The organism is Candidatus Margulisiibacteriota bacterium (assembly GCA_031268855.1).
Classification (GTDB): Bacteria; Margulisbacteria; Termititenacia; order Termititenacales; family Termititenacaceae; genus Termititenax.
Window position 1 is genome coordinate 1 of the sequence record JAIRWS010000039.1, and the last position, 14,930, is coordinate 14,930.

At 50.2% G+C, this 14,930-nt stretch carries 16 protein-coding genes; 12 read left to right on the forward strand and 4 right to left on the reverse strand.

Features of this window, described 5'->3' with window-relative positions; genetic code table 11:
• The first annotated feature begins 238 nt into the window (after positions 1-238).
• The 6 genes from LBJ25_02395 (at position 239) to LBJ25_02420 (ending at position 3,097) form a co-directional block, all read left to right on the forward strand.
• On the forward strand, positions 239-532 hold the full coding sequence (locus tag LBJ25_02395) for a BrnA antitoxin family protein (protein ID MDR1452809.1): 294 nt from the start codon (positions 239-241) through the stop codon (positions 530-532).
• Between the two features lie 63 nt (positions 533-595).
• Positions 596-1,453, forward strand: a complete 858-nt coding sequence (locus LBJ25_02400) for a M23 family metallopeptidase (GenBank protein ID MDR1452810.1) — start codon at positions 596-598, stop codon at positions 1,451-1,453.
• Between the two features lie 59 nt (positions 1,454-1,512).
• Entirely contained in the window at positions 1,513-1,728 is a 216-nt protein-coding gene (locus LBJ25_02405; GenBank protein MDR1452811.1) for a DUF1902 domain-containing protein, read from the forward strand.
• 4 nt (positions 1,729-1,732) lie between these two features.
• Positions 1,733-1,927: a type II toxin-antitoxin system HicA family toxin gene (locus LBJ25_02410; protein MDR1452812.1), complete on the forward strand. Its 195-nt coding sequence runs from the start codon at positions 1,733-1,735 to the stop codon at positions 1,925-1,927.
• A gap of 2 nt (positions 1,928-1,929) precedes the next feature.
• Entirely contained in the window at positions 1,930-2,724 is a 795-nt protein-coding gene (locus LBJ25_02415; GenBank protein ID MDR1452813.1) for a shikimate dehydrogenase, read from the forward strand.
• Positions 2,725-2,917: 193 nt separating this feature from the next.
• A complete protein-coding gene (locus LBJ25_02420) occupies positions 2,918-3,097 on the forward strand; it encodes a hypothetical protein (protein MDR1452814.1) in 180 nt (59 codons plus the stop codon).
• A 34-nt stretch (positions 3,098-3,131) separates the two neighbouring features.
• Here LBJ25_02420 and LBJ25_02425 read toward each other — a convergent pair whose 3' ends face one another.
• Positions 3,132-3,812, reverse strand: coding sequence for a DUF374 domain-containing protein (locus tag LBJ25_02425; protein ID MDR1452815.1), 681 nt, complete (start codon positions 3,810-3,812; stop codon positions 3,132-3,134).
• A 57-nt stretch (positions 3,813-3,869) separates the two neighbouring features.
• Here LBJ25_02425 and LBJ25_02430 point away from each other — a divergent pair, with 57 nt between their 5' ends.
• From LBJ25_02430 to LBJ25_02440, 3 genes are read left to right on the forward strand one after another with little or no spacing between them, the layout of a single operon-like run.
• Complete coding sequence (locus LBJ25_02430; GenBank protein ID MDR1452816.1) at positions 3,870-5,411, forward strand: sigma 54-interacting transcriptional regulator; 1,542 nt, start codon at positions 3,870-3,872, stop codon at positions 5,409-5,411.
• 58 nt (positions 5,412-5,469) lie between these two features.
• The gene (locus LBJ25_02435; protein ID MDR1452817.1) at positions 5,470-5,694 is read left to right on the forward strand and encodes a hypothetical protein; all 225 of its coding nucleotides are present in this window, start codon (positions 5,470-5,472) and stop codon (positions 5,692-5,694) included.
• Positions 5,687-6,103 (forward strand): PIN domain-containing protein, encoded by a 417-nt coding sequence (locus LBJ25_02440; GenBank protein MDR1452818.1) that lies wholly within the window; start codon positions 5,687-5,689, stop codon positions 6,101-6,103. The genes LBJ25_02435 and LBJ25_02440 overlap by 8 nt, the downstream gene beginning before the upstream one ends.
• A 25-nt stretch (positions 6,104-6,128) precedes the next feature.
• Here LBJ25_02440 and LBJ25_02445 read toward each other — a convergent pair whose 3' ends face one another.
• From LBJ25_02445 to LBJ25_02455, 3 genes are all read right to left on the reverse strand, one after another.
• A complete protein-coding gene (locus LBJ25_02445; GenBank protein MDR1452819.1) occupies positions 6,129-8,663 on the reverse strand; it encodes a hypothetical protein in 2,535 nt (844 codons plus the stop codon).
• Positions 8,664-8,827: 164 nt separating this feature from the next.
• Complete coding sequence (gene ahcY / locus LBJ25_02450) at positions 8,828-10,225, reverse strand: adenosylhomocysteinase (protein MDR1452820.1); 1,398 nt, start codon at positions 10,223-10,225, stop codon at positions 8,828-8,830.
• 112 nt (positions 10,226-10,337) lie between these two features.
• On the reverse strand, positions 10,338-11,276 hold the full coding sequence (locus LBJ25_02455) for a PfkB family carbohydrate kinase (protein MDR1452821.1): 939 nt from the start codon (positions 11,274-11,276) through the stop codon (positions 10,338-10,340).
• A 153-nt stretch (positions 11,277-11,429) separates the two neighbouring features.
• Between LBJ25_02455 and LBJ25_02460 the strand changes: the two genes are divergently transcribed.
• From LBJ25_02460 to LBJ25_02470, 3 genes are all read left to right on the forward strand, one after another.
• Complete coding sequence (locus LBJ25_02460; GenBank protein ID MDR1452822.1) at positions 11,430-12,350, forward strand: AAA family ATPase; 921 nt, start codon at positions 11,430-11,432, stop codon at positions 12,348-12,350.
• The gene (locus LBJ25_02465; protein ID MDR1452823.1) at positions 12,347-13,399 is read left to right on the forward strand and encodes an AAA family ATPase; all 1,053 of its coding nucleotides are present in this window, start codon (positions 12,347-12,349) and stop codon (positions 13,397-13,399) included. The genes LBJ25_02460 and LBJ25_02465 overlap by 4 nt, the downstream gene beginning before the upstream one ends.
• Positions 13,400-13,465: 66 nt before the next feature.
• Positions 13,466-14,930: hypothetical protein (locus LBJ25_02470; protein MDR1452824.1), on the forward strand; the 1,465-nt coding region annotated here is incomplete at its 3' end.

The window sequence follows — 14,930 nt, forward strand, 5'->3', positions numbered from 1 at the left end:
GTAAGTTTTTGCTTAAAATCCGCCAATGCAGCCACATACACACTTTCGACCAGGCTATGCGCCAAATAGCGGAGCAGTATAAATTTAAGACAAACTTAATTTAACCTGACCAAATCTCCATTGACAAAACGAATTTATGCATATACAATTATTGTTTCTGTTTGTCATACTGATAGAGCTGGCTGCGTCAGAATAATTTCTGTCCGAAGAGCCAGTAAGAAAGAAAGGAGTTTGTATTATGGCCATAGTTAGAATGACTGACGAGGAGATAAAGAAAAAATATCCGGTCACTTCAAAAGACCTTAAACTTATACGTAAAATCAAGGATGCGCAAATCGATTATTCTGATTGCCCGGATGTCGCTGAGTTGTTAGCCAAAGGCCAGGCGCGCCGCGTTGGCCGTCCTAAAAAAGAATACACGAAAAGAACTATTTCCATTCGTCTTTACGACTACGATCTGGCTGCTTTGCGCAAAAGCGGCCGCGGCTGGCAAACCAGAATTAGCGATTTAGTCAGCGAGCAAATCAAATGAGGAGCATTATAGTCTAATTTACTCTCTTTAATTTTCCAGCTAACGATATGCTACAATATTTTCATGCGAAAATTTATTTGGTTTTGCGCGCTGCTCTCCTGCCTGTATTCCGCCACGCTCAATGTCACACCGCGGCGGCCACTGCAGGGCAACAGCGTCAAACTGGAATTACTGACCGAGACCGCGGTGCAAAACGCCAGCGTGGCGCTCCGCGGCAAGACCGTGCCGCTGTATCTCTCCGCGCCCAATAAATACACGACAATACTCGGCACTTATATGGACTGGCCGACCGGTGACTACACGCTCAAAGTCGCTTACCAAATAAATAACCGGCCTTACGAAATGCCCGCGGTCATCACGCTGCAAGATGGCAATTTTGATGTGGAGACGCTGGTCATTCCCCGTCAAAAACAGGAAGAAGGCGCGACGGATATGACCGTGCTGTCCAAAGAAAACGCGACGCTTGGCACGGCTTTTCGCGCCTGGAAAAGCGGCTCGTACGTCAGCGGCGCTTTTACTTTTCCTCTGCAAAACACCAAAACACCGGTCACTTCGCCTTACGGTGTGCAGCGGCATTACAAAAATTATCAGGGGCAGCCGTTGTATTCGTGGGCGCACCGCGGCATTGATTACGCGGCCGTGCTGAATACGCCGGTATACGCGGCGCAGAATGGCATTATCGCTGTGGCCGAGCAAATGCAGGTGCACGGCGGTACTATTGTCATCGATCACGGCCAGGGGATCATGAGCATTTATAATCATCTGGCTAAAATCAATGTCAAAAAAGACCAGTATGTCACGAAAAATGCGTTGATCGGCTATAGCGGCAATACCGGCCATACCACCGGCCCGCATTTGCATTACGGCCTGTCCGTGCACGATGTCCGCGTCAATCCGCAGGAATGGTTCGGCAAAAAATGACACTAAAAAATGTGCGCTTTTTGAGGTATAATTAACGATATAATTATTGAGGTGGCAAAATGCAAAATTATAATATTGCTTTGGTTTGGGACGAAGAAGCGCAGGTGTGGCTGGCCAAAAATGACCAAATACCGCTGGCTATGGAATCCGGCTCCTTTGACGCGCTGATTGAACGTGTAAAAACTGCTGTGCCGGAGCTGCTGGAGCTCAATGCGGAAAAACACCAGGCTGTGCATCTGTTATTTAAAGCTGAAAGACTAGCCCAGGTCGCTTAAAATAATGGCTGAATTTGAAAAAAAGGTTCGCGCTAAACTCAAAGAGAACGGCTGTTCTTTCCAGCGGCGCGGCAAAGGAGACCATGACATCTGGTACAGTCCTATATCCAATCATTACTTTCCGGTGGATAGCCGGATCAAATCCCGCCACACGGCTAATGCTATTATGAAGCAGGCCGGCGTTGATTTTCATTTTTAGCGATGGTGAAAAAAATTTACGTTATTGGCTGGCCGGTCGAGCACAGCTTATCGCCGGAGATGCACAACGCCGCTTTTCGCGCGCTGGGACTGGATTATGTCTACGAAAAACTGGCGGCGCCGCCGGAAGAGTTGGCCGCGGTTTTGCATAAACTGCGCCAGGATCCGGATTGCGCGGGGGCCAATATCACTATTCCGCACAAAAAAGCCGCGGCGGCGCTAGCCGATGAGCTGGACAGGGGCGCGCGGGAGTGCGGCTCGGTCAACACGCTAGTCTGCCGCGCGGGCCGATTAGTCGGTTACAGCGCTGATGGCGCCGGTTATCTGGCCGGACTGCGGGCGGACAATATCGACCCCGGGAACAAGAACATCGTGCTTTTCGGTAACGGCGGCGCCGCGCAGAGTATTATCCCTGTTTTGCGGCCGCTGGCCAAAAAATTGACTATCGTCGCCAGACAGGATACTCGTCCGGACATAGGCGCGGCGGATATTGTGATCAACGCCACTTCGGTCGGCATGTCTCCACGGGTGGACGCGACTATACTGCCGGAGCCGGAATTACTGGCGCAGATCCATAGCGGCCAGATATTTTCGGACATAGTTTACGCTCCGCGCCAGACCCTGTTTTTAAAGAACGCCGCCGCCAGAGGCGCGGTCATTCACGAAGGCTGGAAGATGCTGCTCTGGCAGGGCGCGCTGGCTTTTGAATTATTTACCGGCCAGCCCGCGCCGGTGGAAATTATGCAAAAAGCGCTGCTGGAAAAATTACAGGATACGCTGGAGAAAGGAGCAGAGTGATGGTCGTTGAGCGGAGTCGAAACGACCGTATTACGCTCCCTTCGACTCCGCTCAGGGAGCGGCTCGCGCTTCGGGCGGTGAGCGGAGTATCCCGCGGATACGCTGGTGAACCGCCCCAAAATTCATTTGACAATTGTTTGCGCATTTCGTTAAAATCAATTTCAGATATGTAAAATCTATCGGGAGGTGCGGAATGGCAGAAGAAATTTTGGTAGTGGCAAGCAAGGTGAAGGACTATATCAGCAGCAAGGGCGGCAGAACTTCCGGCGAATTGATCGAGGCTTTGAGCAAAAAAGTGCAGAAAAAACTGGATAGAGCGCTGGAAAGAGCCAAAGAGAATAGCCGTCAGACTGTAATGCCTTACGACCTCTAATTGCTTTTTTGGTGAAATTTGTAAAAGGCCCGGTTTAAACCCCGGGCTTTTGCTTTTTTACCGCATTTTCCGCCAGTTCCATAGCTTTATTCAGATCACGGACGATCTCTTCCTGCAAAGCTTTTTCCTGCTCCGGGGTCAACTCCGGCGGGATTTCCAGCGGCTGGAGCACGCGCAGCGCCGCCCGGGAACCCCAGAGCGGCAATTGATATTTATCCCAGCGCCCGCGGAAAATAATTTTGCGTGAATAAGCCGCGCCGATCGGAAAGATCACCGCATTGGCTTTTTCGGCGATCCTGACCATGCCGGACTTGGCCGCGCGCCGCGGCCCATTTGGCCCGTCGAGCGCGATAACGCCGCAATGCCCTGCCCTGAGATGTTTGATAAAGCCAACTGTCCCGCGCACAGTTTGCGGGCTTTTGTGATCGTCGGTTATCCGAAAATCTCGCATACCGTAGGAATTGGCCATAGCCGCCAGCACATCGCCTTTGAGCGAGGCTTCCATGAGCACACCGGCGTCGCGGCGGCGGAACCAATAAAAGCCCGCAAAAGTCACTTCGTGCCAGCAGCAAAAAAGAATACTCCGGCCAGCCTGCAAATACTGAGCGGTCAGGGCGTCTAATTCCGCGCAGTCCAGCCGCAGCGTCGGCGAGATCAGGCGGTACAGCCAGATCAGTCCTTTTTTCTTAAAAAATTGCGTCAAACCGACAAACATGACAATATTGTAATACCGGAGTTACATTTTTGTAAACTTGTGTTACAATTTCGGCTTATGAAAGCTCCCGCCGCCAATCGTGAACTGGAAGAGTTGAGCGTTCTTTTTGAGTTGAGCCAAAAGATCAATATTTCCAACGATCTGCAGGATATTCTGAACACGATTCTGGACATTCTCTCGCGCAAAATGGGCATGACGCGCGGCACGGTCACTCTGCTCAAACCGTACACTGACGACCTGATCATCGAGGCGGCGCACGGCCTGTCTTACGACGCCAAACAGCGCGGGCATTACAAGCTGGGCGAAGGCATCACCGGCAAAGTCGCCGCCAGCGGCAAACCGATGATCATTTCCAATATCAGCGACGAACCGCGTTTTTTGAATAAAACCAAAACTCGCAGTGAATTGGACAAGCAAAATATTTCTTTTATCTGCGTGCCGATCAAAGTCGGCAAAGAAACGATCGGCGTTCTGAATGTGGACAAGCTTTTTCAAAAAGATATTGCTCTCGATGAAGATCTGCGCTTGCTGATGATCATTTCCTCAATGCTTGGCCAGGCCGTCAAGATCCACCGCGCCATCAATGAAGAGCGCGACAAACTGCGTGCCGAGGCCGAAAAACTGCGCTCACAGCTGAGCGAAAAATTTAATTTCACCAATATTATCGGCAACAGCAGCCAGATGCACGATGTGTATGTGCAGATCCATCAGGCCAGCAAAGGCAACGCCTCGATCCTGATCCGCGGCGAGTCCGGCACCGGCAAAGAACTGGTCGCGCAAGCCATTCATTACAATTCGATACGCTCCGCCAGGCCTTTTGTCAAAGTCAACTGCGCGGCTATCCCCGCGGAGCTGATCGAAACCGAGCTTTTTGGCCACGAAAAAGGCGCGTTCACCGGCGCTCATCAGCAGAAAAAAGGCAAGTTTGAGCTGGCGCACGGCGGCACGATTTTCCTGGATGAAGTCGGCGATCTGTCCATGCCGACGCAGGTCAAATTATTGCGTGTGCTTCAAGAAAAAGAGTTCGAAAGGGTCGGTGGGGTCGAGACTATCAAAACCAATTTTCGCCTGATCTCCGCCACCAATAAAAACCTCGAAACCATGATCAAGGACAGTCTTTTCCGGGAAGACCTGTATTACCGGCTCAATGTTTTCAGTATATTCCTGCCGCCGCTGCGCGACCGCCGCACGGATATTTTGCTTTTGGCCGAGCATTTTCTCAAAACTTACGCCGAGGAAAACAACAAAAAGATCAACCGCATTTCCACGCCGGCAATCGACATGATGATGACCTATCACTGGCCGGGCAATGTGCGTGAGCTGGAAAACTGCATCGAGCGCGCGGTTTTAGTCTGCGAAGGCGAGACTATTCACGGACACCATTTGCCGCCGTCGCTGCAAACCAACACGCAGCGCGGGCAGACCGAGGAGATCTCTTTTGAGGAAAAAGTCGCCACTTACGAAAAAGACCTGATCATCGACGCGCTCAAGGCCACGCGCGGCAATATCAGCAAGACCGCGGAGCTGCTGCATACGACCGTGCGCATCATCGGCTACAAAATGAAACAATACGCGCTGGATTATAAGACTTACCGGTAAGTTTTTTCTGATTGACAAAACGCCTCACCACACTTATTATGTGTAAGAAGGTGAAAAGATGAAAAATATTACTCTGGCTATTGATGAAGAAATGCTGACTTTGGGGCGAGAATATGCCAAAAGACATAATATGTCTTTCAACGCTCTGGTCAGAAAATCCGTGGAAAAAACGGTCAAAAAAACTTCTCAAGACTGGCTGGCTGATCTGTTTCAAGAAATGGACAAAGATAATGCTTCTTCTAGGGGGAAAAAATGGACCAGAGCGGAATTATACCGTGGCTAAAATTTTTATAGACAGCAATATACTGGTCTATGCGCTGGATAAATATCACAAAAAGAAACAGCTGCTCGCGAGGCAGACGCTAAAAAGCATCGTGGAAAATAACAACGCCGTAATATCCACGCAGGTGTTGCAGGAATTTTACACTGTCTGCACCAGAAAATTGCAGCTCGCTCCTTTGCGGGTAAAAGAATATGTGCATAATTACAGTGAAAATTTAGAAGTGGTGCAAAACAGCCCGGAGCTGATCGAGCGAGGCATAGATATTAGTATAATTTCTCAAATATCTTTTTGGGACGCCCTGCTAATTGCCTCCGCGGAATACGCCAAATGTTCCGAATTGATCACCGAAGACCTGAACGCTGGCCAAATAATAAACGGCCTAAAAATAAGAAATCCTTTTGCCGCTTAGCCGAAACGGCCGCTGCTAATTTTTACTAAAGATTTAGCTCAGCTGAAAACATCCCTTTGGTCAGCACGGTTGACGCCGCGGAAGAAAACGAGCGGTTGAACTCCGCTAAAATTTCAAACTTTAGTGAAAACCCCGTCGCCGTTTCCAGGCCTAGAGAAAAATTTGCCAAAAAATTATCCCAGGAAATACTTTCCAATAAACCGCGCTCGTGACCGTAATTTTCCAGATGCGGCCGCCAGCTGATGTCAAAACCCGTATAAGCGCTGCGCGGCAGCGGGATCCGGCTGGACAGACTGGGATTAACAAAAGGCAGCGCCGGCAAATCCAATAACGGTTTGACATACCATTTATCTTTATCAGCCTGCCAAAATGCCAGATCATACTTGTCCATCAGCCCCAGTAAAGAACGGGACGACTCGCCGCCCAAACGCCACTGGCCGACAGCCCAGGCCGTGTCCACATTGAGGCGCAAAATCTCGTGGCCCAAAGACAGGCGGGAGTTAAAAATATGCTCCGCGTAATAATCCAGACCGAGCATGGATAGAGCCGGCCCATCGGTCGGCTCGTGGGTGTAACCCATACTGGCCTTAAACCAGGGCGCCGAATAATCCAGAGACACCGCGGCGGATCTTGCATACGGATCGGCCGTCAAATGCAGATCCAGCGCGGCGCCCTCTTCGGCAAGCAAAGCGGATCTTAGCGCAAATTTCTGATAATAATCCTTACCCAGCCCGTGCTGCTTTTGATAAACATTTCGCCCAAAGTTTAAATAAGCGTCGACAAACTGATTAACTTTGCCGCCCAGCCAACCGTCCGTATATTCGTTGAGCCAGACCAGAGTGTCAGCGTCCGGATCATCCATAAGATATGTGGTCAATTTGCTATCAAAACGGACAGCAACATCGTCTAAGTGCGGAGCGATAGCCAACAACGCCTGGCTGTACGGCGAATGTTTCAGCCAGACATTTTTAGTCAGAAATCCGCCCAGATCATCGACCGAACCGGCAAAAGTCACATTGTTCTCGGTCAGGGCTCGCAAATAATCCTGCCAGGCTTCCGGCGCGGCCATGTCCTGCGGCAGGACCGGCAGCGGCTTATCCAGATCAATAATGCCGCTGATCGCGTCAAGCTGAAATTCAGCTTGTTTAGCGACAGCGTTGTAGTAGACTGCAAAATTGTTAAAATACATTCCATAATCTCCATAACGCGCCGCCAATCGCTGGGCGGAGACTGCCAGATCATTAGTTCTGTCATTGTAGGCTGTGTTCCAGCTTCCCAGCGAGAAATAACCGTCCCGGACTTGCAAGTTAAGCTTTTGCATACTTAAAGTCGAGAGCCCGGAATTATGCTGAAAATTAAAAACGTCAAGGCTGGCGGAAATATTTTTCCCGACGGCCCGCGCGCCGCGGCCGTGAATTTTCTTCTCAGGGTCCTCGATCTTGCCGTGCAATTCGGCTACGCTTACCAAAAAGTCACCATAGGTCTGTGAATTGATGTCATAAAGGTCGAAGCTGAACGGAAGCCGCGCCGGGTTTTCGGGAAAAATGGAGCCCGCGCTCTGATAGGAGCCCCGGCCGATCGTCAGATCTGTCCGGAGACCATTATCCGCGGCATTTAGATAACTGATCGCCAAAGCCGGAGTATCCACGCTGCCGGGGAGTTCCACCTGATAGCTTTCAGTATCAGCGGCAATGTCAAATTTTTCGACAGAGATATTTAAATTGTGCTCATTTTTAACCAGCGTAAAATTAATGCCGGATGCTGATCCTGTTTGCGATTCAGGCTCGCTCTCCACAGCCGCTTCCGCGGCGGAGACGCTCCATTCTACGCCGGTCTCCGAGTGTGTGCCGTTAGCGGAAAAATTGTGCGCCGCAATATTAAATAAATCTAACGGCAGGCCGTTTTCCGTGGTCGAATTTAGCGCCGCAAATTTCTCCACCCGAATTTCTAAGGGCTGATTGTTAAAGGCCTCTCCGGCCAGCGACAAACTCTCGCCTGCCAAACTAAAGCCCGCTTCGCCCTGATTTTTTATTGTCAGCGCGGCGGAATTACCGGCTAAATTTTCCCCTATTATTTGGGTAGAAAATTCAAAATCTGTTAACCCCACTTCGGATGTTTGGTCGTCGCTATAGATGCTCACTTCAGCGATCTTTCCAATTCCTGCCACTTCAACATTTTTTTCTTTATACTGGAATTCAAAATACTTATCCTGAAGTAAAACATTAACGATCTTATTTAGCTCTGTCGGGCTTATATGCGGCAGGCGCTCGATCAGCTCTTCCGGGGAATTCGGCGGATTGTTCAACAAACCATTCAGCGCGGCGGCGTTCACCGGATCCAGAGCGCCGGCGTTGACCAGCTCGGATAATTTAGCGCTGGAGTTTTCTTTATATTCGGCGCTATTAGCCTCCACAAAATCATACAGTTTTTGAAAAATATCCGGATCGTAATCAGCAGGCAGCGTCGGTTTTTGCGGAACAGCAATATTCGTAGAAGTTTCCCCGTTAGCGTATTCTCCGTTGTTAAAAGGGTAGTTAGGCTGAAGCGATACCGGAGCCATAAAACACCTCTTCTATATAGATATCGTCAGCGGAAATTATTTGTTGCAGCGAATGTGACATTATCTCCCCCTATTGATAAAGATCAACCCTAATATCGACGTGGAACACGGCGGACTTGCATGGAGCAGAGTGACGGTCGTTGAGCGGAGTCGAAACGACCGGTTTAGTACCGGTAATGTTCTGCTTTGTACGGGCCGTTGAGCGGCACGCCGAGATAATCCGCCTGCTTCTTGGTCAACTTGGTCAACTTAACGCCGATCTTGGCCAGATGCAGACGGGCGACTTCTTCGTCCAGGACTTTGGACAAACGGTATACGCCGGGCTTGTACACGTCTTTGTTTTTCCACAAATCGAGCTGCGCCAGGGTTTGATTGGCAAAAGAATTGGACATGACAAATGACGGGTGGCCAGTCGCGCAGCCGAGATTGACCAAACGCCCTTCGGCCAGCAAAAAGATCGCGCGTCCGTCGGGGAAAGTATACTGGTCTACCTGCGGTTTAATATTCAATTTTTTAACACCCGGCGCGGCGTTCAAGCGATCGACCTGTATCTCATTATCAAAATGGCCGATATTGCAGACTATGGCCTGATCTTTCATTTTTTGCAGGTGTTCGAGCGTGATAATATCCGTATTGCCGGTGGTCGTCACGTACACATCGCCGATCCCCAGCGTGTCCTCGACAGCCGTCACTTCAAAACCCTCCAGCGCGGCCTGCAAAGCGCAGATCGGGTCGATCTCCGTCACGATCACCCGCGCGCCAAAGCCGCGCATAGACCGCGCGCAGCCTTTGCCGACATCGCCATAGCCGCAAACCACGGCGACCTTGCCGGCGATCATGACATCGGTGGCGCGTTTAATGCCGTCGGCCAGCGACTCGCGGCAGCCATAAAGATTGTCAAATTTGGATTTGGTCACGGAATCATTAACGTTAATAGCCGGCACGAGAAGACGCCCGGCTTCCCGCATCTGATAGAGGCGGTGCACGCCGGTGGTCGTTTCTTCAGACACGCCTTGCCATTCTTTGACCACGTCATGCCAGCGGCTCTTGTTTTTTTCTGAAATTAACAGTTTTTTTATAATATCTTCTTCATGGCTGCCCGACGGAGTTTTGACCCAGTCAGAGCCGTTCTCCAGCTCATAGCCTTTGTGGATAAGCAAAGTCGCGTCGCCGCCGTCATCGACGATCAATTGAGGGCCCTGATCGCCGGGGAAAGTCAGAGCCTGACTCGTGCACCGCCAATAATCCTCTAAACTTTCGCCTTTCCAGGCAAAGACCGGTATTCCGGCTTTGGCGATAGCGGCGGCGGCATGATCCTGCGTGGAAAAAATATTACAGCTGCACCAGCGCACCTCGGCGCCGAGAGCGGTCAGTGTCTCAATCAGGACGGCGGTCTGTACAGTCATGTGCAGGCTGCCGGAGATCCGCACGCCTTTAAGCGGTTTTTCCCGGCCGTATTTTTCCCGCAGAGCCAGCAGTCCAGGCATTTCTTTTTCGGCAATGGAAATCTCTTTCCTGCCCCACTCCGCTAAACTTAGATCCGCTACTTTGTAATCCGCCATTTTTTTGCTCCTCTTTGTATAATATTATACGGCACAATAAATATCTTTGCCTCCGCGCGTGGTGACCGGACACTTCGCCAGCGTATCCGCAGGATACTCTCCTCGACTCCGCTCAGGGAACGGTAATTCGCGTTATTTCACGAAAAACCTTTAATCTTTCGTCCAAATCCGCTTTGGTTATTTCCGCCAGTCTTTCGCAGCCGAAACCCTGCACATTGAAAGACGCGACTATGGTGGCATAAACCAGCGCGGCGCGCAAAACAGCCCAATCCAGACCGCTCGCGCTGAGCGCTGTCGAAGCGCTGGCAATATAACTCATAAAACCGCCGGCAAAACTATCCCCCGCGCCAGTCGGGTCAATTATCTCGTCCAGAGGCATGGACGGCGTGGCGGCTACCTGTTTTTCGGAGATCAGCAACGCTCCATGCTCGCCTTTTTTGATTATAACATAGCGCAGGCGGCCGGTCATTAAAAGTCCGCGCGCCGCGCGTAGCAGATTGTCCTCGCCGGTCAGCTGACGTATCTCCGCGTCATTGATAAAAAGCAGATCGGCTCCGGCTATGGCTTTTAAAAGATCTGTTTTTTGACTGGCGATCCAGTAATTCATCGTGTCCAGCGCGCCAAATTTCCGCGCGGGCAATTGCGCAAAGATTTTAGTCTGCAGGACAGGGTCGATATTACCCAAAAAAACAAAGCCGCTGTCGAGATATTCCGGCGGCAGCGCGGGGTCAAACTGGGTCAGCACATTGAGATCGGTCTGCACGGTGTGCGCCTCGTTCAAATCTTTTTCGTAAAAGCCGCGCCAGGCAAAAGTCTGGCCTTCTTTTATTGTCTTGAGTCCTCGCAGATCCACACCGCGCTTTTGCAAAAAGTCCAGATATTCCGCTTCGAAATCGCCGCCGACCACGCTTAAAAGATTAACTCGCTCCAATAATATAGAAGCCGCCACCGCCGCGTGCAACGCCGAGCCGCCCAAAATGCGCGGCCGCTCACCCCGGGGAGTCCGCAGCGAGTCATAAGCGACCGTGCCGGCCAGCAAAAGTTTGGTCATGGGCGGGAGTATAGCAAGGCCGCAAATAAAATGAAACGCCTGGCCAAAAGTTGCGATTAAATTAAAAGGATGCGGGTTTTCCCCAAACATACTAACATACTAAAATTTTAGTATGCGGGGAAATTGTTTGTTTCGAGGAGTGTGAGCGATAAAATGCAGGCAAAAAAGTCAGCCTATGCCGAAGAACTGGCTGCGGAAAAAGAATTTCAGGCCGCCGAGCCTCTGCCGGCGAAATTGACCGGCACAGCGCTTTACAGTATTTGGCGTCCACGGTCTTTTTGTTTTACCGGAGGCAAAGGCGGCGTCGGCAAGACCGCCATGCTGTTGCGGGCCGCGGATTATTTAAGACGCTACAATTACGCGGTGCGCATAATCGACTGCGATCCGCTGCCCAAAGCTTACCGGCAGGCGACCAATAAATTGACCTACACCAATGAAAAAAGCGAGCTGCCGAATGGCGCCGTAGCGCACACGCTTTGGAGCAGCAACACCAATTACGAGCTGATTAAATATGACCTGCAGGATAAACCCTTTGCGGAATCGTTTTATACTTACGGCGAGTTGAACGCGCTGGCTAAACAAGCCCAGCATGGCGCTAAAGACGCCGTGTTAAAACTGCTGATTAATCTTGACCGGCAAATACAAAAAGAAGCTGATCCCGGCGGCATTATTCTTTATGACTGCGCGGCCGGTCTGGAATTTACCAGCACGCTGCCCTATTTTTTAGCGACTTACTTTTTTGTCGTTACCAATCCAGAACTTCCGGCTCTGCAAGACGCCGCAAGCATTGTGAAAATGATCGCGCAAAATGAGCAGATGGCCAAAAATATTTATCCGGTGATCAATAAAATACCGGTACAGGATAAAAAGAGTTTACTGCTGGCTAAAAAAATTACCGACCAGGCCCTGTCCAATATGCGCCTGCTTTTTGGCCAATGGGCCAAAACTTCTAATTCAGCAAATTTTGCCAGCGATACTATTTATGTGGCCGCCAGCAAAAATCCCGCGAGCATAAACGCTGAACGTCTCGGCCAAAAAATCCTGGAGCTGTTAAATCCAGCGGAGAGACCATGATGCTACACCGCAAAGTTATTGGGTTTAACGACAAAATTTACAGCTGGCAGGAGTTTGACCGGCAGAGGAAGCTCGACACCGCGCAAGCCAACAACAAACTCAACGCTCTGCTGAAAGAAGGAAAAAATAGCGGCGACAAAATTTTGCAGTCTTTGCAGTCGGCCCGTCTGACTCTCTCCATCCTCGGCCTGCTGCCCAAAGTTGTCTGCGTCATTTCATTTAAAGGCGGCGTGGGCAAGACCACTTACCTCTGCAATCTGGCGCTGGATCTAATCCGCAAGGGAGCGCGTGTCCTGATCATTGACGGTGACGCTGGCGGCGCGGATGTCTCTCTAGCCTTAAACCACAAAATAGCCGCGGCGAATAAATTATTCCGCTACTGCTACGCTCCCGACCGGCGGAATTATCTGCTGGATGTTTACAGCCTGACCGGCGCGGGCGCGGGACTGACCCCGGGCGATATAACGCTGCTTGATGATCCCGCCGCGCTGGCCGAGGCTTATTATAAATTTTTTGCCGGCCGTATAAATAAGCGCAACTATGACATCGTCCTGCTGGACAGCGGTGGCGGCAATCTCCGGACTTTGCTGCCGGTAGCCGCGTTGTCCGCCAAGATCATTACGTTATACACCAACGAGCCGACCAGCCGCCTGAAAGCCTGGGAAACGATCTTCAACATCGCTGTCCGCTGGGAGGAAAAACATTATTATCCGGTGTATCTCAACAAAGAGCGTCCGGGCAGTTTGTTAAATTGGCGTGGCGTTTCGTCCGCCGAGCAAAAGACGGCGCAAAACGAAATGCAGGCCATTGGCCAAAAAGTATTCCAGCCTATTTTCAGGCCGCCTTACCGCCCCCAAAGCCAGCTTTTCCTGTATCCGCAAAGCTCCCTAGCTTATGACCCTCTGTTAGGCGCAACGCCGATCCTAGAGCATCCGTGGCACGCCAGCAGAGGCATTGATTTCATGGCCAATGTTCTGCTCTCCGATCTGGGTATAAAAACCGCGAATACGGGTAATATTAATTACGGGGCTTATTTAGTAGAGGAATAAAAGATCTCAAAGACCCTGTCTGCAACAAAAATATCTTGCTGACGATATATTGATAAGGAACAATTTATGATGATGCATCGAAAAATAATTGAGCTAAAACAGGCAGGTCAAAATTACTTTGCTCAGGCCACAAAATTAAATGACGCTCTGGTCGAAAAGGGAGAATCGCTTATTCATCTCCTGTCAGCGCAAGAACAAGCGTCAGCGCAAGAGCCAATCCCTTCTTTGAAGCAAAAAATTATAATACTGAATACGGTGCAAGAAATAACCAAAGAGCTGGATATTAGTCGGCTGCTAAACCAGATGCCACCGTCAACCATTGAATATTTAACAGGCGCGCTGGGGTTGACATGGCCAGAAATTGGAGAATATTTGACCAAGGATAATCTGAATAAAGCTATTACAAGGATCGAAAAACAAATAACACAGCTGAATATCATCAGCGATGCGCAGAATGAAATTGGTTCGGCTCACGACTATGCAGCGGCGCTTTTTCTGGAGCCGCTTACCGCAGCAGATACGGACAATTTTGGCAATTATCTAACGCCAAATGGCACATTCCATAATCTTATCGATACGTATAAAACCAATATGGCTTCTGCTTTTGCAATCAACTACGAAACGCTTAAAAAATTAAGCGCTGGTCTGCTGGCCGAGCCTCAAGGATCGAGCAAGGGTTTGTTAGCCGGTCACGAATATTTTCTGGAATTAACCGCAGAGCTCAAAAAAGCGTTGAATTTGTCCGGGACAGACTTGCTCGTAATACACGGCGGGAAAGAATATCTGGCCGTAACTTCAGAGGAAGATAAAACTTTGCTGGAACGGAAGATCTTCGCGGCGTATCTCAACGCTTATGAAAAAGCCTTGCTCAACAACCATCTCAATTATTTCGAACGCGGCCCTTCCGGCGCCGTGGACCCCCAAGAGGAAACCGAAATGGCGAGCGGCCTTACCAAAAAATCAAAAACGGGGAAGCCGGAAGACACACTAAAGTTATACAAACTTTTGAGCGAAATGGCGATCCTGAAATATAACTACAAAGATGTGGATAATAGTGAATACGTCTGGCAATTTTACCAATACGAAGCCGGTACCTGGCCAAACTTTATTAAAAAGCTTGGTATGAAAAAAGAGATTGAAGACATAGGCCCTGCGATTAAAAAATGGACGGACGACAAAAAACACAAACTCCAAGCTGTGCCTGAAGCAGATCTTCAGAAAATAGAAAAGGAGCTAAAGCCAGGAGTTGATAAATGGAGCAGAAAGCTAATTGATGAAAGGAAAAAAGATGATCCCCATAATAAAAACCCTCTTTCACCAGTAAGAGCAAGAAGCATAGTAATTAAAAACTGGGCGGACGCTGACAAACTGAAAGAGTCACCCGCGCCGGAAGAACGCCGCGCCGGCATCACCCTGCCCCATATAGATATCGGCGCTTTACAAAACGGCCTGCGCGGTCTGACCGGTGACCCGCGTTACAGGCGCGCCCTGCTCGCGCTGCTGGCGCTGCTGCTTTTGGCCGGCGGCGGCG